Source organism: Chitinophaga sp. 10T418, assembly GCF_056394125.1.
Genome location: NZ_JBFTHG010000001.1, coordinates 966827 through 987975 on the forward strand (window position 1 = coordinate 966827; position 21149 = coordinate 987975).

17 protein-coding genes are annotated in these 21149 nt (G+C 45.0%); 10 read left to right on the forward strand and 7 right to left on the reverse strand.

What is annotated here, in order from left to right; translation table 11 throughout:
- Window positions 1-152 precede the first annotated feature (152 nt).
- From AC1DCV_RS04050 to AC1DCV_RS04065, 4 genes are all read right to left on the reverse strand, one after another.
- Window positions 153-521: a helix-turn-helix transcriptional regulator gene (locus tag AC1DCV_RS04050; protein WP_477021955.1), complete on the reverse strand. Its 369-nt coding sequence runs from the start codon at window positions 519-521 to the stop codon at window positions 153-155.
- On the reverse strand, window positions 518-1066 hold the full coding sequence (locus tag AC1DCV_RS04055; RefSeq protein ID WP_477021956.1) for a hypothetical protein: 549 nt from the start codon (window positions 1064-1066) through the stop codon (window positions 518-520). The genes AC1DCV_RS04050 and AC1DCV_RS04055 overlap by 4 nt, the downstream gene beginning before the upstream one ends.
- 143 nt (window positions 1067-1209) lie before the next feature.
- A complete protein-coding gene (locus AC1DCV_RS04060) occupies window positions 1210-1989 on the reverse strand; it encodes a response regulator transcription factor (protein WP_477021957.1) in 780 nt (259 codons plus the stop codon).
- Window positions 1971-5138 carry a ligand-binding sensor domain-containing protein gene (locus AC1DCV_RS04065; protein WP_477021958.1) on the reverse strand — a complete coding sequence of 1056 codons (3168 nt, stop codon included), beginning with the start codon at window positions 5136-5138 and terminating at the stop codon, window positions 1971-1973. Before AC1DCV_RS04065 ends, AC1DCV_RS04060 begins: the two co-directional genes overlap by 19 nt.
- Before the next feature lie 203 nt (window positions 5139-5341).
- Between AC1DCV_RS04065 and AC1DCV_RS04070 the strand changes: the two genes are divergently transcribed.
- The 6 genes from AC1DCV_RS04070 to AC1DCV_RS04095 all read left to right on the forward strand — a co-directional run bounded on the left by AC1DCV_RS04070 (window position 5342) and on the right by AC1DCV_RS04095 (window position 16202).
- Window positions 5342-6364, forward strand: coding sequence for a glycoside hydrolase family 43 protein (locus AC1DCV_RS04070; protein ID WP_477021959.1), 1023 nt, complete (start codon window positions 5342-5344; stop codon window positions 6362-6364).
- 19 nt (window positions 6365-6383) lie between these two features.
- Window positions 6384-8231: a glycoside hydrolase family 2 protein gene (locus AC1DCV_RS04075; RefSeq protein ID WP_477021960.1), complete on the forward strand. Its 1848-nt coding sequence runs from the start codon at window positions 6384-6386 to the stop codon at window positions 8229-8231.
- A gap of 2 nt (window positions 8232-8233) precedes the next feature.
- Window positions 8234-10288: a beta-L-arabinofuranosidase domain-containing protein gene (locus AC1DCV_RS04080; protein ID WP_477021961.1), complete on the forward strand. Its 2055-nt coding sequence runs from the start codon at window positions 8234-8236 to the stop codon at window positions 10286-10288.
- Window positions 10289-10359: 71 nt separating this feature from the next.
- Entirely contained in the window at window positions 10360-13521 is a 3162-nt protein-coding gene (locus AC1DCV_RS04085) for a SusC/RagA family TonB-linked outer membrane protein (protein ID WP_477021962.1), read from the forward strand.
- Window positions 13522-13539: 18 nt separating this feature from the next.
- Window positions 13540-15489 (forward strand): RagB/SusD family nutrient uptake outer membrane protein, encoded by a 1950-nt coding sequence (locus AC1DCV_RS04090; protein ID WP_477021963.1) that lies wholly within the window; start codon window positions 13540-13542, stop codon window positions 15487-15489.
- 11 nt (window positions 15490-15500) lie between these two features.
- Entirely contained in the window at window positions 15501-16202 is a 702-nt protein-coding gene (locus AC1DCV_RS04095; RefSeq protein WP_477021964.1) for a DUF3823 domain-containing protein, read from the forward strand.
- A gap of 77 nt (window positions 16203-16279) precedes the next feature.
- On the opposite strand, the gene AC1DCV_RS04100 is transcribed toward AC1DCV_RS04095, so the two are convergent.
- A complete protein-coding gene (locus tag AC1DCV_RS04100) occupies window positions 16280-17179 on the reverse strand; it encodes a LysR substrate-binding domain-containing protein (protein ID WP_477021965.1) in 900 nt (299 codons plus the stop codon).
- An 89-nt stretch (window positions 17180-17268) separates the two neighbouring features.
- Between AC1DCV_RS04100 and AC1DCV_RS04105 the strand changes: the two genes are divergently transcribed.
- Both AC1DCV_RS04105 and AC1DCV_RS04110 read left to right on the forward strand, forming a co-directional pair.
- Window positions 17269-17655, forward strand: a complete 387-nt coding sequence (locus tag AC1DCV_RS04105; RefSeq protein WP_477021966.1) for a cupin domain-containing protein — start codon at window positions 17269-17271, stop codon at window positions 17653-17655.
- A 3-nt stretch (window positions 17656-17658) separates the two neighbouring features.
- Complete coding sequence (locus AC1DCV_RS04110; RefSeq protein ID WP_477021967.1) at window positions 17659-18045, forward strand: tautomerase family protein; 387 nt, start codon at window positions 17659-17661, stop codon at window positions 18043-18045.
- Window positions 18046-18091: 46 nt separating this feature from the next.
- On the opposite strand, the gene AC1DCV_RS04115 is transcribed toward AC1DCV_RS04110, so the two are convergent.
- A complete protein-coding gene (locus AC1DCV_RS04115) occupies window positions 18092-18628 on the reverse strand; it encodes a dihydrofolate reductase family protein (protein ID WP_477021968.1) in 537 nt (178 codons plus the stop codon).
- Window positions 18629-18818: 190 nt separating this feature from the next.
- Between AC1DCV_RS04115 and AC1DCV_RS04120 the strand changes: the two genes are divergently transcribed.
- A complete protein-coding gene (locus AC1DCV_RS04120) occupies window positions 18819-19079 on the forward strand; it encodes a hypothetical protein (RefSeq protein ID WP_477021969.1) in 261 nt (86 codons plus the stop codon).
- Window positions 19080-19150: 71 nt separating this feature from the next.
- On the opposite strand, the gene AC1DCV_RS04125 is transcribed toward AC1DCV_RS04120, so the two are convergent.
- Entirely contained in the window at window positions 19151-19966 is an 816-nt protein-coding gene (locus tag AC1DCV_RS04125; RefSeq protein ID WP_477021970.1) for a DUF6597 domain-containing transcriptional factor, read from the reverse strand.
- Window positions 19967-20090: 124 nt separating this feature from the next.
- Here AC1DCV_RS04125 and AC1DCV_RS04130 point away from each other — a divergent pair, with 124 nt between their 5' ends.
- Entirely contained in the window at window positions 20091-21017 is a 927-nt protein-coding gene (locus AC1DCV_RS04130) for a YihY/virulence factor BrkB family protein (protein WP_477021971.1), read from the forward strand.
- Window positions 21018-21149: the final 132 nt, after the last annotated feature.

The window sequence follows — 21149 nt, forward strand, 5'->3', positions numbered from 1 at the left end:
CACCGCACATATGTGTCAGATGCCAGTTTCCGGATCTATGAATATCGCTAATATATCATTTTTCCTGCGGGGAAGCAAGAGAATATTTGGCAAGACGGAGTAACAATAGTAGAAAATAGTGGTGTATTATATCATTTCAGATAAGCGTTTTATCAGGACTTATCTGGTTGCGCTTTACTTTCTTTATTTCGCTTATCAATAGCTTTTAATACGATTGCAGCCCGGTTAACTGGTACCAATTCAACACTTAATGCTGCCTCCAGTTTTGTAATGGTTTGCAATGTTAAGTTTTCGCTTCCCTGTAGTATTTTGGTGATCTGTTGAGGAGAAACATCCATTCGCTTCGCTAATTCTTTTTTGGTGATATTTAATGCATCCAGGGCATGTAACACAGCGCTGGCAATAGCTCCGGATTTATATAACCATGCTTTGTTTTCCCTGCGGAAATTTACCCATTCCACAAAGTCAGCTGACTCATCTTCAGTTACCAATGCGTCCAGTTTTTTTCTAAGTTCGCTCATAATATCGTGTTTAAATCTTCAGGGACATAGATGTTGTTTGATTGGAAAAATACTTTTGCCCGTTCCAATTTGTTTAATTCCGCCTGCAGATGCGGTGCCTGCATATTGTGGGTTAGTTTAATAGCGCCACCGGTAATAACAAAACAATTCCTTTCTAATCGCAGTGCATATAACCTTAACCAGCTTCTTCTTAATTTTCCTTTACTTTTTTGGAGAGAGATTAACCGGTACTCACTGTTGTATAATGGCTGAAATATGAATTGCAGCTCATATTTTCCACCCTGACAATAAGTTAATAACGCATCTTCAAACTGATCAGCATCAATCATCGTGGTTAATATCGCATCATCAATGCTTAAATCACCCCAGAATCCGTTTTTAAGATCAGTTATATGGCTATTGAAAAAAGTGTACAGCGATTGATGATCCCGCCAGTACTGCCTTACACGTTTATATTCACTCATGCCTGACTGGTCATACTGCAAGGAATATAATCCGCCAGGACTAGTACTAATTGCTGAATCAAAGATACGTTTTATTTCCATGAAATCAACTTATAGGTTTACTTTTTTGACAAAAAACACCTGAGTTGCAATGTTGATTTATGGGAAAGGGGAAAGTGAATCAGCGATGAATACTGCTGATAACTAAAAGTAGTGAAGTTTGATAAAACAAAAAAATAAAACGGCTAACAATCTCTCTCTGCCTGTATTTGCGCTACATACCTCGATGGTAGTATTCCAAACTGCTTTTGAAAATTCTTACCGAAATTAGTCAATGAACCAAAGCCACTCAGCTCTGCTACTTCATTGATTTTATATGCACCGGTAGATAATAATGCCGCTGCTTTTTTGAGACGCGCAATATTAATTAGTTCATGCGGTGTTAAATCTGATATTGCTTTTATTTTCCGGTAAAAAGTAGGACGGCTCATATTCATGAAATCAGCCAGTTGCTCCACATCCAGGTCCATATTGGTCAGATGCTGATTGATGAGGTCGTGGAGTTTTTCCAGGAATTGTTCATCTGCATTGGTATTGGCCATACTGCGCAGATGTACCAGCGGACTGCTGGCATAATAGGATTTTATTTTATGCCGGTTGCTCAGCAGACTGGCTATTTGTGCCTGCAGAAATTCCGGGGAGAATGGTTTTTCTACGTAAGCATCTGCGCCCAGTTCCAGGCCTTCAATTTTAGATTGCAGGGTGTTGCGGGCCGTGAGCAGGATCACGGGAATATGGCTGGACTCCACACCGGATTTAATAATACGGCACAGTTCAAAACCATCCATTACCGGCATCATTACATCACTGATCACCAGCTGCACAGGCTGTTCCTGCAATATTTCAAGCGCCACCGCCCCATGAAGCGCCGTGGCTACTTTATATTTCTCTTCCAGGTCATCAGCGATGAAAGAAAGTATTTCTTCGTTATCATCTACCAACAGTATCAGTGGTTTATTTTCCATTTGCTCAGATTAAATTCTATTTCCTGATGAATAGGTAAGGTAAGCGAAAATACATTGAGTTCAGCATCCGCTGTAATCAATTCCAGGCTGCCTTTATGCAGTATCGTCAGGGATCTCGACAGTGATAAACCGATACCGGTGCCGGATTGTTCCGCCGTTGCCTTTACGCGGAAAAAAGGTTCGAATATTTTTTCCTTCATCTCCGGAGGAATAATATACCCGTCATTTTTTACCAGTATGGTAAAGGTAAGATCTCCTTCGGTTACCGGCAGCAGGTGTATAGATGCTTTGGTAGCAGCATATTTGATAGCATTGTTAATAAGATTGCCTAATATTTTGTGCAATGCTTCTGTATCTACATACGCAAAGAAATGCAGGCTGGATAATTCTATTTTGAAACGGATAGTTTTTTGCTCGGCCGCTGGTGTAAAGCGCAGGTGGTTTTCTTTCAGCAGATCAGGAATATCCGTGCGCACAAAATTAAGACTGAATCCATTGATCTCTGTTTTACGGAAGTCCAGTAGCTGATTCGTTAAATCCAGCAGACGATCGGTATTCCGTTCCATAATCCGCAGGTTTTTTTGTATCAGCGGCACCTCTTCCGATTTGCGGATCACCTTTTCCATAGGCCCTTTGATGAGTGTGAGCGGCGTCCGTATTTCATGTGCCAGGTGAGTGAAGAACTCTATCTTGGCCTGGTACACTTCCTTCTCTTTTTCATGTGCCAGTAACTCCAGTAATCTGTTTTGTTTTTGTAATGCCCGTTGATGGTACCAGCGGATAATGCCATAAATAATACTGCACAGTAAAATCGCGTACACCGTGTATGCCCAATAGCTGGCCCAGAAAGGAGGCAATATTTTAATGAAAAGTATCCGTGGCGATACACTCCAGCTACCGCCACTGTTGGCTGCTTTTACCATAAAGCGATAAGTGCCGGGAGATAGTTTGGTAAAATAAACTTTACGGTTGGTTTCTAAATAAGTCCAGTCTTTGTCCAGCCCATCCATCATATACGCATAGGCCGTCATCTCCGGGGATGTGTAACTGAGTGCCGCAAAGTCAATACTGAACGATGACTGGTCATGCGACAATACTACTGTGTCGGTAAATGATACCGACTTTTTCAGGATATCACCTACCTGTGCTTCTTTATTAAACACCTGGAAACCGGTAATGTATATAGGCGGCAGGAAGCTATTATGCAGGAAATGATCCGGGTTAAAACGGATCATGCCTTTCACGCCGCCAAAGTACATATTGCCGCTGCTATCCTGGTAAACGGAATTATAGTTGAACTGATCATTTAATAATCCATTGGCTTTCGTAAAAACAACCGCCTTCTCCGTAGCCGGAGAAAAACACGCGAGTCCTTTAGACGTTGTTACCCACAGCTGTCCACGCTTATCCTCCAGGACGCTGAACACCATATTGCTCAGGAAACCGTGGTGGGTATCGTAGGTGGTGAAATTATTTTGTTGTGGGTGAAATAAGCAAAGACCATCGTCTGTCGCCAGCCACAGGCGATGCTGACTGTCCTGAAATATCCTGTTGGCGCGGTTGTTACTCACGCTATGCGGATTGGCAGGATCATGCAGGTAGACTCCTTTTTTACCGGTGCGGCGGTTATAATAATATAGTCCATCTCTCACAGTACCCAGCCAGATGGTGCCTTCATTGTCTTCAAATACCGCGGTATAAAATATATAATCCGGCGCTTCGGTCACCGTATCAAAATCATCACGTTCACGGTTATACTGATATAATCCCCTCGTTGTGCATATCAGGATATCGCCACTACTGGTACGTAGCATACAGTAAATAAAATTGCTGTGTAGTTCATGTAGCTGGCTGCCTGCATTGTAATGCCGGATAAATTTACCGCTGGGGATATCCATGACATCCAGCCCATGTTCGAAAGTGCCTATCCACAAAGAATCTCCGGTAACCAGTAATCCATGGATATTATTATGTGAGAGGCCACTTTGTGGCGGTGGCAGCGGCTTTATATTGCGAAACTCACCGGTAGCGGGCGTGAATTTATTCAGGCCTCCGTCTTCTGTTCCTATCCATAAATGTCCGTAACGATCGTTGTGGATTTCTCTTACGGCATTGCCACTGAGGGAGGCAATACCTGTTTGCGGGAAAAATTTTTCAAAAGAAGTATAGGGCTGCGGAAAATAGTTGATGCCGCCAAAGTAAGTATCCGCCCATATTCCACCTTCCTTATCTTTACAAAAATTATATACTGCATTGTCAGATAAAGAATAAGGGTCGTTGTATTTTTTTTTCAGGTTGATGATTTCCCCGCTTTGAAGATGATAAATATAGATGCCCGATTCTGTGGCTACCCAATATTCATCACCTGTTCGTTGAATAATATCCCGCGCAAATATTTCTGTATGATCAGGTGCGGTAGAAAAAAAATCTTTGTAAGTACGTGTGCGTGTATCAAATAATTTAACGCCCTGTGTATTGGTGCAGGCCCAGATGGAGTCTTTCCCGATAGCTACAATTTTTTGTATCCAAAGCGTGCTGCTTTTCGGAGAATGGTCAAAGAGGGAGTAGCTGAGCATCGTATTTTTATGCCTGTCATATACACCTATTTTCCCTTCAGAAGATGCTAGCCACAACTGACCATCACTTCCCATACAAATGGACGATACGTCCCGAAAACCGGGAACATCGTACAAACTGTCTGTAGCTGCGTGGTAACGGAATAGCCGCCCGCTCGACGTGATCCAGATATCGCCCTGTGTATCTTTGGTAATACTGTGTATGTCTCCGTTTGTTCTTTTGTTGAATTCGCGGAATTGTTCACTGTACGGGTCGTATACATACACGCCTTTATCTGTTCCTACATATAACAGCCCGTTATCATCCTGGAAAAGACTGAGTATAAAATTAGCTCCCAGGCTGCCCGGTTCGTTTGATCTGCGGAATACGCGGAACGTATAACCATCGAACCGGTTTAAGCCATACATGGTGCCAAACCACATAAAACCCTGCCGGTCCTGTAGTGTACAAATAACCGCGTTATGAGACAATCCGTTCTCTACCTGGTAGTGAATGAAGTTGGCTTCCTGGCTATAAAGTGTTTTGCTCACCAGCAACAGTAAAAGGAAAATATAGTATCTGACTTTTATCATCTGGTCCTGTCCGGATTGTAAAAGCTAAAACTAACAGTTTTTTAGCTAAAAGCTCATTCCCCGTGTCTATCTCCTAAATTGATACAAAAAAGAGAAAGATTGAGATAAATGAGCAAACAAGTAACAATAGGAAGTGTTTTCTTTGGAGAATAGATATAAGCGTGATTTTTACGCTTATATAGGCCATTTTCTAAATCCATGTTATGAAAAGTAGCCAACTACTTTCGCTGCTATGCCTGTTACTGATCAGCAGCCTTTGCCATGCGGCCCGGCCTGATACCAGTGGTGTTTTTACCAATCCCTTGCTCGGGAGCGGTCCTGACCCATGGGTGATACAACAGGATGGGATGTACTATTATTTAAACACCACCGGCCATAACCTGGTGATACGTAAAACTGCTGCCATGTCTGCCCTGAGGCAAACAAAGGAAGTGGTGATATGGACACCACCAGCCAAAGGCCCTAATGCCAGGGACATCTGGGCGCCGGAGTTGCATCGTCTGAATAATAAATGGTACCTGTATTACACCGCGGGATCCTCAGACAGTATACATCCGCAGCACACCTTTGTGCTGGAAAATACTGCTAAAGATCCTACTACCGGTACCTGGACAGATAAAGGCCAAATCAGGGATACCGCGGCCAATTACTTTGCTATAGATGGTACCATCTTTACGCACAAAGGCAAAAACTATTTTATCTGGAGTGGACATAATGGAAAAGATATTGTGCAACGATTATACATCGCCCGCATGGCCAATCCCTGGACACTGATATCTCCAAGGGTGGAAATAGCTGCGCCACAGTATCCATGGGAACAGAATGGCGTAAACGAAGGACCGGAAATACTGAAGAATGCCAAGGGAGAAGTGTTCCTTATCTTTTCCGCCTGCGGTTGCTGGACAGAAAACTATGCACTGGGTATCATGCAGCTCAAACATGGTGCAGACCCGCTGCAACCGCAAAGCTGGACGAAGTCTGCCGAACCTGTGTTGCAAAGTAAACCGGAAAACGGCGCTTACGCCCCAGGTCATAATGGCTTTTTTAAATCACCGGATGGAAAAGAGGACTGGATTATCTATCACGCCAACTCCAAAGCAGGAGAAGGTTGTGGACAGCGCAGAAATCCGCGTATGCAACGGGTCAACTGGAAAGCCGATGGGAGCCCGGACTTTGGCCTGCCGGTAAAAATAAATACCGCTATTAAAAATCCTTCAGGAGAATAAAATCACTTCAAGTATACATATGAAAAAAACACACTTAATTTTTGCATTGGTGCTCGGACTTGGATGGAATGCTGCATCGGCACAACAGCAAGCGTGGAAAATGGTTACAGGAAAAATTGCGACTTCCTGGAGTGAACAGGTAACTCCTACTACTACCTTGCCCGAATATCCACGCCCACAGTTGGTACGCGGCAACTGGAAAAATCTGAATGGACTGTGGAACTATGCCATTAAACCTAAAAATGAAGATAAGCCCACTGCATGGGACGGACAGATACTGGTACCCTTTGCCGTAGAATCAGCACTCTCCGGTGTAGGACGTAATGTGGGAAAAGACAATGTATTATGGTATAACACCTCGCTTACACTGCCTTCCGGCATGCAGGGGAAAAAAGTGCTGCTGCATTTTGGTGCGGTAGATTGGCGTACCACCGTATACGTGAATGGTCAGGAAGCAGGCAGCCATGAAGGAGGTTTTGATCCTTTTACCCTGGATATTACTGCCCTGCTGAAAAAAGGGAAGCAGGATATCGTAGTGCGTGTGTGGGATCCTACCGATGAAGGCGTACAGCCAAGAGGTAAGCAGGTGAAGAGACCGGAAGGTATCTGGTATACACCGGTAACAGGTATCTGGCAAACAGTATGGGTGGAAGCGGTAGCTGATACTTATATAGCAGGTACCAAACAAACACCGGATATTGACCAGGAAAGCCTGACGATAAATGCCAATATACAGAATGCAAAAGCCGGAGATGTAGTCACCGTAGCCGCTTTTGATGGCAGTACCAAAGTCGCCGAAAGTGTGATGAGTGGAGAGAACACCGTATTGAAAATTGCATCGCCTAAACTATGGTCACCGGAATCTCCTTTCCTGTACGATCTAAAGTTAACGGTTACACGTAAAGGAAAAGTGATTGATGAGGTGAAGAGTTACTTCGCGATGCGCAAATCTTCTATCGGAAAAGATGCCAACGGTACGGAACGCATGTTGCTGAACAATCGTTTTGTATTTCAGTTTGGTCCACTGGATCAGGGTTGGTGGCCTGACGGATTGTATACTGCCCCTACAGATGAGGCATTGAAATTTGATATTGTGCAAACCAAAGCGATGGGCTTTAATATGATCCGCAAACATATCAAAGTTGAGCCGGCACGTTGGTACTACTACTGCGATCAGTTAGGCATCATGGTATGGCAGGATATGCCAAGCGGCGACCTGGGCAACGGCTGGGAACCCCGCCCGGGTGTAATTGACCGTGGTTCGGATCAGCAACGCTCCGCTGAGTCAGAAGGCTACTATAGAAAAGAATGGAATGCCATCATCGATCATTTATATAACTATCCTTCTATTGTGGTATGGACCCCTTTCAACGAAGCATGGGGACAGTTTAAAACCATGGACATTGCCCAATGGACCATGCAGAAAGATCCTTCCCGCCTGGTGAATACCGCCAGTGGAGGTAACTTCTACCCTGTAGGACATATTATCGATCTGCATAACTATCCGGAACCAGCTATGCCGGATCCGGCAGTGTATGGTGATAAGCGTGCTATCGTGCTGGGTGAATTCGGTGGACTGGGATTGCCGGTAAACGATCACGTATGGCAGCAGAAAGATAACTGGGGATACCAGAGCTTCAAAAATGCGGAAGATCTTTTTAAACGTTACAGCGGTTTTACCGACAGACTGGAAACGTTGATCAGGCAAGGATTGTCAGCAGCAGTATATACACAAACCACGGATGTGGAAGTAGAGACAAACGGCTTAATGACGTATGACCGGAAAGTGCAGAAGATGCCATTGGAAAAATTGAAGGCCGTTCATCAGAAATTGTATAACCCGGCTTTGGTCACCTTAAAACCATAAGAATGAGAAAGCGAAAGTCGACAGGCTTATTTATTCTTTCTGCTTTTTTGGTTGGTATTGTCCCGGCGGATGCTATGCATTCGCCGGGTGCCAGGGCTGACACAAACGCCTATGTAACGCCGGTATACAAAGCATTGCCACTGGGAGCCGTAAAGCCACAGGGATGGCTGCGCCACCAATTGGAGATTATGCGGGATGGCAGCACCGGTCACCTCGATGAAGTATATAATAAGGTAAAAAACGATAATGGCTGGCTGGGAGGAAAAGGCGATGGGTGGGAAGAAACACCATACTGGCTGGATGGGGCAGTACCACTGGCATACCTGCTGGACGATAAAACATTACAGACAAAGGTATTGCGCTATATTAACTGGACGTTGCAACAGCAGCGCCCTTCCGGATATTTTGGTCCACTGACAAACTCAGAGCGGGAAAAAAATATACCCGTTGGCGTTAGTAACGCAGCGGACGGAGAAGATTGGTGGCCCAAGATGGTGATGCTCAAAGTACTGCAACAATATTATACGGCCACAAATGATACCCGCGTTTTAACTTTTATGACACGGTATTTTCATTACCAGTTACAGGCGTTAAAGACTTGTCCACTGGGTAAATGGACAGAGTGGGCCACTTCCCGTGGATCAGAAAATATCATGATGGCGCAATGGCTGTACAGCATCAATAAGGATAAAAAACTACTGGAGCTGGCGGGATTACTGGAATCACAGTCTTTTGCCTGGAGTACCTGGTTGGGCAACCGCAACTGGGTGATAGATGCCGCAGCACAGCAAAATGACCAGCACTGGATGCGCCGCCATGGTGTGAATGTGGGGATGGGACTCAAGACGCCAGCCCTGAACTATCAGCGTACAGGTAATAAAAAATATCTGCAGGACTTACATACCGGGTTTACAGACCTGATGAACCTGCATGGTTTACCCATGGGTGTTTTTTCGGCCGATGAAGATCTGCACGGTAATGCACCTACGCAGGGAACAGAGCTATGTGCGGTGGTAGAGTCTATGTTTTCGCTGGAAGAAATTATCGGCATCACCGGTGATCCCATGTATATGGATGCCCTGGAGCGTATGACTTTTAATGCACTGCCAACACAGACCACAGACGATTATAATAGTAAACAGTATTTCCAGGTCGCCAACCAGGTGAATATTAAGAAAGGCGTATTTAACTTTTCACTTCCTTTTGACCGGGAAATGAATAACGTGCTGGGCATGCGTAGTGGCTATACGTGCTGTTTGGCTAACATGCATCAGGGCTGGACAAAGTTCGCAACACACCTCTGGTATGGTACTGCCGGCAATGGCTTGGCTGCACTGACTTACAGTCCTAATGAAGTCAGCGCCAAAGTAGGGAAAAACAATACCGCTGTAACCATCAAAGAGGCCACTTGTTATCCTTTTGAAGAGCAGATAAGGTTCAGTATGGCCATGCAGCAATCAGTAGCATTTCCGCTGCAGTTGCGTATTCCTGCCTGGTGTACGGAAGCCGTAGTGATGCTCAACGGCGAAAAGATCCGTTCAGAAAAGGGAGGACAGGTGATCACCATTCAACGTACCTGGAACAACAATGATCAACTCATCTTGCAATTACCTATGGAGGTAAGTACTTCCAACTGGGGGCGTAATTCCCGTACGGTAGAACGTGGCCCGATCGTGTATGCGTTAAAGTTAGCAGAGCAGTGGGAAAAAGGACACGATGAGGTAGAAGGTGATTATTTCAGCGTGTATCCCAAAGACGACTGGAATTATGGCATCCCTGAAAAAGTTATTCAATCACCCGCGCAATATCTGCAGGTAAATAATATAAAACCGGTAACAGCAGATTTTGTATGGAACCTGGAGCATGCACCCCTTACCATTACCACCACCGGTAAAAAGATTCCGGAATGGAAGCTGGTGGATGATGTAGCGCCTCAACCCGTTACTGATAGAAATGGCGTATATAAAGGTAAAGTGAGTGATAAAGAAGAAGTAATCACCCTGGTACCATATGGTTGTACCAAGGTAAGAATAGTAGCATTCCCCGTAGTAAAGTAAGAAGATAGCACCATCAACCAAAGAAACAGTTATGTAAGCCTGATAAATTTAAAAGACCACAAAAAATAGTTATGAAAAAACGATTACGTATCCGGGATCTGATCCGGAAAGTAATACTGGCTGGCCCATGCCTGCACTTAACAGTATGCCTGCTCTTTGCTGTGCTTATGGCGCACGGAGCTCCCACAGATATTAACATTACCGGTAAGGTAACAGATGAGCAGGGAGTTGCACTGCCTGGTGTCACGATCAGTATAAAAGGCACCACCAGGGGAACATCTACCAATGGTAATGGTAGCTACCAGCTTTCTGTTCCGAACAAAAATGCGGTGCTGGTGTTTTCATTTGTTGGTTATATAAAACAGGAAATTTCAGTAGGAGAAAAAAAGGAAGTGAATGTTCGGCTGCTGACAGATAGCAAAGGACTGGGCGAAGTAATTGTGGTAGGTTATGGCACGCAAAAAAAGGAATCGGTTACCGGTGCTATTTCCGGCGTTACCAGTAAAGACCTGGAAAGAGTACATGCTTCTACAGTAAGCGCTACACTGGCGGGTAAAATACCTGGTGTTTCTTTCCGTATGCCGGACGGCAGACCTGGCGCCAGCGCCAATATTCAAATCCGTAATTTTGGTAACGCCCTGTATGTAATTGATGGTATTCAGAAAGATGCAGGTCAGTTCAATAATATTTCCCCTAATGATATAGAAAGTATTACTGTGCTGAAAGACGCCTCTGCCGCCATTTATGGCGTAAGGGCGGCGAATGGCGTGGTCGTGGTTACTACCAAAAGAGGGAAACCTGGTAGTGGCAACGCCATTAACGTAGACGCATATACGGGATGGCAAAACTGGTCCCGGTTTCCTAAAACAGTGAATGCTTATGAATGGATGCTGGGGAAAGCAGATGCGGAAATGAATGCCGAAGATCCCAGAACAGATATCACCAAAGCAGAACTGGAGAAATGGAAAGCCGGTTCAGAAAAAGGATACCAGAGCTTCGACTGGTACGATTTCATCATAAAGAAAAATGCACCGCAGCATTCCATCAACGTAAACGCTACCGGTGGATCGGAAAATATCAACTATTACTTGTCTGTTACCCGCCTGGATCAGAAGTCTGTATTGGGAAGGGAATTTGATTTTAATCGTACCAACATCCAAAGTAATGTGGATGCTAAAATCACCAAACGGCTTAAAGTAGGGGTACAGATCAACGGCCGTATTGAAGAACGGGATAACCCCGGAGTACCCGGCGGAGATGACTACTGGGCGCCACGTTTTGCGCTGTTCCGTAACAGACCTACAGAAAGACCGTATGCGAATGACAACCCATTATATCCTAATGATATTGGCCATAATACGGAGAACTGGGCAGTACAATCCAAAGCCATCTCCGGCTATTGGACAGAAGACTGGAGAGTGCTGCAAACCAACTTTAATGGCACCTACGAAACACCCATTAAGGGACTGACCTTAAAAGGTATGTACTCCTATTACTACGCGGACAAGCTGATGAACGGTCACGAATATACGTATGACACGTATACCTATCATGCAGACAACGACACCTATGAGCGTACAGGCGGTAGCTCCAACCCATGGCGCGAACGCGGTACGCATAAGGTGCTGGAGAATGTATTGCAGGGACAGGTGAACTATAACAACACTTTCGGCAAACATACCATTGGTGCTACTTTCGTGTCAGAAAGAATTAAACGCCGGGAACTGGATGTATGGGTGCATGCCGTGCCTAAAAGTAATGTGCTGCCATTGATCCAGTTTTCTGATATGGACACCTACAATGACGCCGACTGGACGGAAGCACGAATTGGCTACATTGGCCGTTTTAACTATAGTTTCAGTGATAAGTATTTCCTGGAAGTAGCCGGACGCTATGATGGCTCCTGGAAATTCGCACCGGATAAAAGGTGGGGCTTCTTCCCTTCTGTTTCTGCCGGATGGCGGTTGACGGAAGAAGCATTCTTCAAGAAATGGTTGGGCAGTAACAGCATCCTCACGGAATTGAAAGTCCGTGGTTCTTATGGAGAACTGGGTGACGATGATATAGGTATTGGCGCATACGATTACCTGCCTGGATATACCTATGCTACTTCTACCGTGATACTGGATGGTACTGTAATTAAAGGTTCCCGTGATAAAGGCGTACCTAATAACCGCCTCTCCTGGTTTGTCAGCAAGATCGCGGATATAGGCCTGGATTACCAGTTGTGGAATGGTAAAGTATACGGCTCCCTGGATTTCTTTAACCGTAAACGTTCCGGGCTTCGTGGTCGCAAGTATGACGTGCTGGTGCCCAGTGAACTCGGCTACAGTTTACCGGATGAAAACGTAAACAGTGATCAGCAGAAAGGTGGAGAATTTTCTGCTGCCTATACTGCCAATGTGGGTAAAGTGAATTTTGTGATCGGCGGTAACGTGTCTTATTCAAGAAGTAAATTCCTGGAATCTTACAAACCGGTATGGGGTAATTCGCTGGATCATTACCGCTCTTCTATTGAAAACAGGTGGAATAATATTTACTGGGGATATGAAGCCATCGGGCAGTTCCAGTCACAGGAAGAAATCAACAAATATCCTGTCAACGTAGATGGAAAGGGAAACAAAACATTACTGCCGGGAGATATTATTTATAAGGATTTAAACGGCGATAATGTAATTGACGGCTATGATGAAAGACCCATCGGGTACCAGACAACGGGTAATCCTACGGTGAACTTTGGTTTTAACCTGGGAGTAAGATGGAATGGATTTGATTTTGCAGCCGACTTCTCCGGTGGTTCTATGTATTCGTATAATCAAAACTGGGAGATGAGATGGCCTTTCCAGAATGGAGGTAATCTGCTGAAACAGTTTTATGATGATCGCTGGCATCGGGAAGATCCTTTTGATGTAAACAGTAAATGGATACCCGGAAAAAATCCGCCGTTACGATTCAATAAAGGAGATCACAGCAACTACAACAAAGCGTCTACTTTCTGGCTGCATAATGTGCATTATATACGGCTGCGTACCATGGAACTGGGTTATTCCATTCCTCCGCAACTGCTCGACAGGGTGAAGTTTAAGAAGGCCAGGATATATATCAACACTTATAACCTGTTCTCACTGGATAATGTGAAAGACCTTGGGATAGAGCCGGAGATAGCGGATGAAAACGGGTTGCAGTATCCGCAGAATAAGCTGGTGAATATTGGCCTGAACCTTACTTTCTAAGTAATAAATAGAATCATTATGAAAAAAAGTTTGTTATATATATGTCTGGCTGTATTTGCTGTAAATGCAGGGTGTAATGATAAAGATTTCCTCAGTGTAGCACCTTCCAATGTATTGCAGAATGATCAACTATGGAATGATGAAGGATTAATACTGTCTGTGCTGGCCGATTTGTATGACCGGTATCCGGATCGTCAAACCGATGCCAACGCCACAGGCATTCCTTCTATGGTGACACAAACGATAGATAACTGGGGTGAATTTGCGCGGTTTGACGAAGCATTTGCCTCAGAGAACGGACAGTATTGGAGGCATGGCACTACCGAGTATGATTATGTGTTTCCGGGGATGATAGCCCGGAATACCGGAGAAATTACTTATTGGGACTATGCCTATATCCGGGAGTTGAATATTTTCATCGACAAATGTGGTACTTCTACCAAGCTGAAAGCGGATGTAAAGAACCGGTTTATTGCAGAAGCGCGCTACCTGAGAGCCGTGGTATATTTTGAAGAGGTAAAAAGAGTAGGAGGTGTACCACTGGTGTTAAAGCCTATGGAATATAATTATGAAGGTGATCCTGCTTACCTGCAACATCCGCGGGCAAAAGAATCTGAAATATATGATTTCGTGATCAGTGAAATGGATACCGTGAAGAAATACCTGCCTGTTAGCCCGATTAGTAAAACCCGTGCAACCGTGGGACTGGCATTAGCTACTAAAGTAAGGGCTGCGTTGTATGCAGGTGCAATTGCAAAGTATGGTGTTACAACGCCGCAGGTAACTTTACCAGGAGGAGAAGTCGGTATCCCTGCCTCCGCCGCCAACGGATATTACACAACGGCGCTGAAAGCGGCACAAGAGCTGATCAGCAGCGGTACTTATTCCCTGTATAAAAAGAACAGTGATAATCTTACGCAAAACTTTATCAGTCTCTTTATCGATAAAGGATCAAATCCTGAAGTGATTTTTGCAAAGGATTTTAAACTGCAAAGCGGAAGAGTGCAGCCGTGGACGTTATGGAGCCAGCCACGTTCCAATGCGGAAGAGCAGCAGGGCGGCCGCTTAAACCCATCGTTGAACCTGGTGCAGTCGTTTGAGTTACTCGATAACACTTTTGCGCCATTGCCCACCAATGCAGCAGGTGGCGGATATGTATATTATAATGATCCATTGGATCTGTTTGCCAACAGAGATCCACGTTTAGCCGCGACCGTTATTTTGCCCGGCGCTGAATTTAAGGACAAAAAAGTAGATATCTGGGCAGGATATATGTTGAAAGACGGAAAGATCATCACCGGAGATAATTTCGGAGCTAAAGGAAAGCTGGAGCCGAATGGTCCGGATGTGCAGGTAGTAGGTTACGATGGGCCGGTTAATAATCTTGAGTTTAGTGCGCAGTCTGGTTTTATTATCCGGAAGTATATGGACCCTACCGTTGGTTCGGGTCGTATTGGTACACAGAGTGAAGTATGGTGGATCAGGTATCGTTATGGGGAAGTATTGCTGAATGCGGCAGAAGCAGCCTTTGAACTGGGACAGCGTGACGTAGCTGCTGGTTACATAAACCAGGTACGTGAACGGGCAGGGTTTAAAATTCCATTGACAGCAGCAGATATTACTTTCGACCGGATTGTACATGAAAGAAAAGTAGAACTGGCTTTTGAAGGTCATGAGTTTTGGGATATGAAGCGCTGGCGTTTGGCGCATAAAGTGTGGAATGGGGTAAAGACCAACCTGACCACCCAGCCGGGAAAAAGTGACGAGTCCAGCACCAGGGTATTTGCTTTGTGGCCGTATAAAGTATATGACCCGGGAAGTCCCAATAATGGCAAATATGTCTTTAAACAGGTATTGCCAGGTGCCGTAACCTCCGCACATTTATTCCGCCTCGGTAATTATTATGCGGCTATCGGAGATGATATCAGGAACAACAATCCTAAAATTGTTAAGAATCCTAACCAGTAAAGCGATGTATTATGAGAACTAATATTCAGTATACTTTATTCATGTTGGCGGGCTTCTTTTTAGCTTCCTGCAAAAAAGATAATTATAAAGCGCCTGCCAGTACATTCAGTGGGAGACTGGTATACCAGGGAGAGCCGGTGAATGTAAGTTACAACGATGTGTATTTTGAATTATGGGAGCCGGGTTGGGGAAAGCGTACGCCTATTAACGTTAGTGTAAGTCAGGATGGTAAATTTTCTGCCTTATTATTTAATGCGGCGTACAAGCTGGTTATTCCTGCTGCGCAGGGGCCATTTCGTTCGTTAACGGATAAAACCACCAATTCAGATACTATTCCGTTAACGATTTCGGGTAGTCTCACGCGTGATATAGAAGTATTGCCTTACTATATGATCCGCACACCGAAGTTTGTTGCTGCCGGCAGAAAGCTGACCGCTACGTTCGCGGCAGTGCAGATCATTAAGGATGCGAATGCGCGTAGTATAGAGCGGGTATCGCTCTATGTGTGTAAAACACAGTTTGTGGATGGACGGAACAGCATCGCCACGAAGGACCTGAGTGGTGGCAGTATTATGGATCCTGCGGGTATTAGTTTACAGGTAGATGTACCTGCAACAGTGCCTGAACAGAAAACAGTCTTTGCGCGTATAGGACTAAAAATTGCCGGTGTAGAAGATATGATCTATTCGCCGGTACGGGAAGTTACCTTGTAAAGGATGATGAATATTGACACGGCCCTCTGGTTTTCCGTAGGGCCTTTTTATGTACCCTATCTACACATATACCTACCTCATTTAACGCCCTTTCTGGCCCGTTTACGAATGTCATGCAATTGTGCCGTGATGGTTTCATGCAGGATGTCGATCAGTCGTTTAACCGCAGGAGAAGGCGTTTTTTTATGCGTGAGCATAAACACTGCAACATCCGGCAAAGCAGGCAAGCCGCTGGAGGGCGTTAATGCGATGCAGCCTGCCGGCATACCTATTTCGGTACGGATAGTAATACCCAGTCCGGCCTGGGCGGCTGCCCACATACCTGCTACGCTGCCGCTGGTGAGTGCAGGGCGCCAGGTACGTTTCACTTTTTCCAGTGCTGTCAGCCCGGTAGTACGGAACAAACAAGGGGCTTCAAACAGCAGTAGCGGTAAAGGTTGCTGTAATGCAGCTGTACTATTGGTACCACTTATCCACCGGATAGGAAGGGAGCCTACAGGCAGGGCATCTTCCGGTGTATCTTTTCCAAAGGAGATAATGACATCGAGTTTGCCGCTCTGCAACAGCTTTGCCAGCACAGCCTGTCGTTCCAGTGTGACTTCAATTTCCATTTGAGGATGTATGGCGGCGAAGCGGGCCAGCGCTACGGGAAGTCCACTCTCTGCAAAATCTGCCGGTAGTCCAAGTCTTACCCTTCCTGCTATATGTGTAGCCGTTAGCGCAGTAATAGCCTGTTGGTTAATCTCCAGCATCTGCCGCGCATAGCCGAGGAGCATCTCTCCATTAGCGGTTAACCGCCACCCCCGGCCCTGTTTCAAAAACAGCTGCTGTCCCGTGATTTCTTCCAACCGCTGCATTTGCAGGCTCACCGCAGACTGGGAGCGGGCCACCTGGTCTGCCGCCCGGGCAAAACTATCCAGATCCACCGCCAGCACAAAGGTGCGCAACAAATCGAGTTCCAGTAGGTCTGTTATCATAGTTTAGTTTTATTAAAGTGTAGTGTTAAATATTTCAATATTGCAAATGTATTAAAGGTTGGTAAGTTTGTCGTGAAATATTCTTTCGTATGAAAAAATTACTATTCATCATGTCCGTATTAATAGCAGGCAGCGCTGCGGCACAAACTCCGCCCGCACGTAAACAACTGTTACAGCAAATACTACCGGCAACCACCGTAGAGGAAGTACGGATGGATGAAATCACTTTTGCACCCGGGCAGGGTGCCCCGGTACATCATCATCCATGTGAAGTATATGGTTATATTGTATCCGGTGAAATATTGTATCAGCCCGCCGGAGAAGCTGCGGTGCTGCTGCATGCCGGCGATGCTTTCCGCGAAACCGCCGGCAGGGAAATCACCCTCTTCAAAAATGCACAGGACGACAAACCAGCTACGTTTGTAGCGGTTTACCTGTTAAAGAAAGATCAACCTGCTATCATCATTAAAAAATAAATTATGCCTTTCGTACAAATTTATCTCGGTCATCATCTCACCGCTGCCAATAAAAAAGATATTTCCCTGTCGGTACATCAAAGCCTGCAGGAACATTTCAACATCCCCGCAGATGACTATTTCCAGGTAATCCATACCATGCAGCCAGGAGATATCCTGTACCCGGACAGCTACTTTGATGTGCCGCACACGGACAACCTGATGTATATACGCATTACCGCCAGGGCCGGCAGAACGGTGGAACAGAAGCAGGCATTATATAAAAGTATTGCCACCCGCATAGCGGCTGCTACGCCCGTGAGTGCGGATGATGTGGTGATTATCCTGGTGGAAAATGATTTGGCCGGTTGGTCATTTGGCAGAGGAGAAGCGCAGATGGTGGTGAAGTAAATGATGTTTGTGTGGAGCGGCAACGCTCCACACAAACATTGTTATTTTAGTGAGCTGCTTTTTCATAGTGCAGTTCCAGCACACTGCTGCTGTAAGTTTTGGTAGCGCTTAGCTTAAATACTTTTTCCATCGGTATCCCTCCGAACAATGGTAAGCCATCTCCCAATACCACCGGTATTACATGGAGGATCATTTCATCTATCAGGTCTGCCTGTAATAGCGCACCATTCAGTTGTCCGCCTCCTGCCAGCCAGATATCTTTCCCGTCCGCTTTTTTCAGCCTGGCTACAAATTCAATGACGTCCCTGCTGATGAATTGTACAAACTCCGTATCTACATGTATGCTGTCGCTTGTAAAAACATAATTGGTTTTATCAGGGTAGGGGTATGTTTCACTGAGTGTCAGCACATCTTTATACGTATTGTTACCCATCAGTGTGGTGTCGATGGTAGCCAGGAATTCCGCATAACCGTAGTCGGTTCCCTCGGGATTGGGGAATCCGGTGAGCCATTCTATTTTTCCTTCCCTGGTAGCAATGTATCCGTCCAGGCTCACCGCAGTATAGACTTTGATTTTCCGCATGTTTTTTTTACAAAGGTGAGGCATTGGATGATAGGAAAATTGTACAAAATTTCCAGTTGTTTTGATCGGCGGAAAGTCAGTGTGAGAAATGGTTGTGTGAGATGATAGGGTGATAAAAAATATCTGATATCAGGTGTTTTTTGATTTTAGATAAGTATTAAATTTGAGGAATTAAAATTTTCTAAAGTATATGGAAACACAAGCTTTACAGGAGATTTTGGCGAGATTTGATGCCGTGGACAGAAGATTTGATGCCGTGGACAAAAGATTTGATGCCATGGACAAAAAAATTGATGCCATGGATGAGCGACTCGATGTAATGGAGGAGAAAATTGATCACAGGTTTGATTTGGTAGACCTGAGATTAACATCCATTGAGGAAAATATCGAGAAAATTGCGGAATGGGTACCTTTCAGGACACCTCCTTTTAAAGGACTTCCGAACGGCTAACCAACAAAACTGTATGTACTCCCCCTGTTAGGTGATTAATAGCCTTGCTGTTTTACAGTAAGGCTTTTTTATTACATGAAAATTGTGTTGGGAAAGGTCGTATGCACCCGTTGTTCCCTCACCGCTGATCTGTACGCGGACGGCGTCATCCCGGCAAATGATTTAAACACGCGGATAAAATGTGCCTGATCATAAAACCCATTATTATAAGCCACCGTTGTTAACGGCGTGTCTGGCGCAGCTGCTATTTGTGTCACTGCGGCATTCACCAAAGAGAGCTGTGTATATTTTTTCGGTGGCATGGCCAGAATGGTGCCACTGGTTTGAATATATTTTTTAGAAGAAATCAGTTTATCGGAAATATGTGATTTGATAAATCCCTTATGCAAGGATGGTTGCTGTTGCAGGGTCAGGATTTCTTCCGGAATAATATGTGGCCGGGCCATGTGCAACAGGAATTTTTCCAGGACACGGATTTTTTCTGTGGGAGCGGGCGTTGCTTCCAGTTCCGTGACTAAAGCCAGCGCAGCTTCTCCCCATATGCTTTGTAGTGTTAGTGGTTGTCCCTTCAGTTTCGCAGCAGAAAAACCAAATAAACGATAAAGGCCAAATGGCTTCAGCATAATACCGAGTGCGGCATAATGTCCCTGTGCCCTGGTAACTGTAGGCTGGGAAAGTACACCGGTGACGCCACCGGCGCGGGGATAGCCAAATCTTTGCCGCTGCCGATTAGTAATAGAAAGATGTGCTCCAAAATTAATAATCAGCTCCTGGTGCAGAAAGGGAATGTTATAGGCTTTTAATTGTACAGTTGCGGCTTCATGATACCAGATATAATCGATGGCTTCACGTAGCTCATTTTTGGGTATGTATATATGCGCATTCATGCTTGACAAAAGTAAGGATTTCGCTACCTGGTTTTACATTTTTAAATAATGACCAAATAATCAATATCAGCGTAATGAGCGCTGAAGGAAATTAATCAGTAAATTGGGCCTTAATCGGGCAGGCATGGAAACGGTTACAACAGAGAAAATTTTACCCCGCTGGCAGTTATTTCTGCTTTCTTTTAAAGACGCATATAAGGAGCTACAGGCGAATGACCCACTGCGTATGGCAGGAGCAACAGCATTTTTTACCACATTTGCTTTGCCTGCCATTCTTATTATTATCATTCAACTATTACGTATTATTTTCCGGATACAGCATCCCGGCAGGCGGTTGATGGTACAGTTGGAAGGTATGTTTGGTGTAGAAACTACGGAGGCTATCCTGCAAACGCTGAAGGCGTTCCGGAGCATTGCACAAAACTGGATTATTGCCATCTGCGGTTTTATTTTTTTACTATTTGTAGCCACCACACTCTTTAAAATTATTAAAGGTTCGCTCAATGAATTATGGAAAGTAAGAGCTATTCACAAAGAGAACTTCGGCCAGATCATGTTGTCCCGGCTGAAAGCGGTGCTGGTCATTATTTTTGCCGGCATATTATTTATCATTGACCTGGTAGCCGAAGCAGCCCGGATTTTTCTGGGTAAGTACGTTACACTGTATGTCCCGGCGCTGGGTATTTATTATGACAGTGCACTCAATTACGTTATCTCTATCATCATCGTTACCATTTGGTTTTTCCTGGTCTTTAATTTTTTACCAGATGGACGCCCGCAGTGGAAAGTAGGGATTACCGGCGCATTGGTAACCAGTATCCTGTTTAATATCGGTAAAGCCATCCTGAAGGTAATGCTTACCTACAGCAGTATCAACAGCATCTACGGCGCGTCGGCATCTACMGTTTTACTTCTGTTGTTTATGTTTTACTCCTCACTGATCTTTTATTTCGGGGCTTGTTTCACGGACTCCTGGGGAACCCGCACGGACCGCCCCGTACATCCACTGCACAACGCCAGCCGATATGAAATTACGGTAGCGGAAGAGTAATCCTTACCAATGCAGGCCCGCCTGGAGAAGAGGACAGGATGAGGATAGCTCGCGATTTTTTGCTTTGTTCAGTATAATCCTGAACAATGACAAAATTCGCTTCCGATACATAATTCACATTTTTTAATGGCT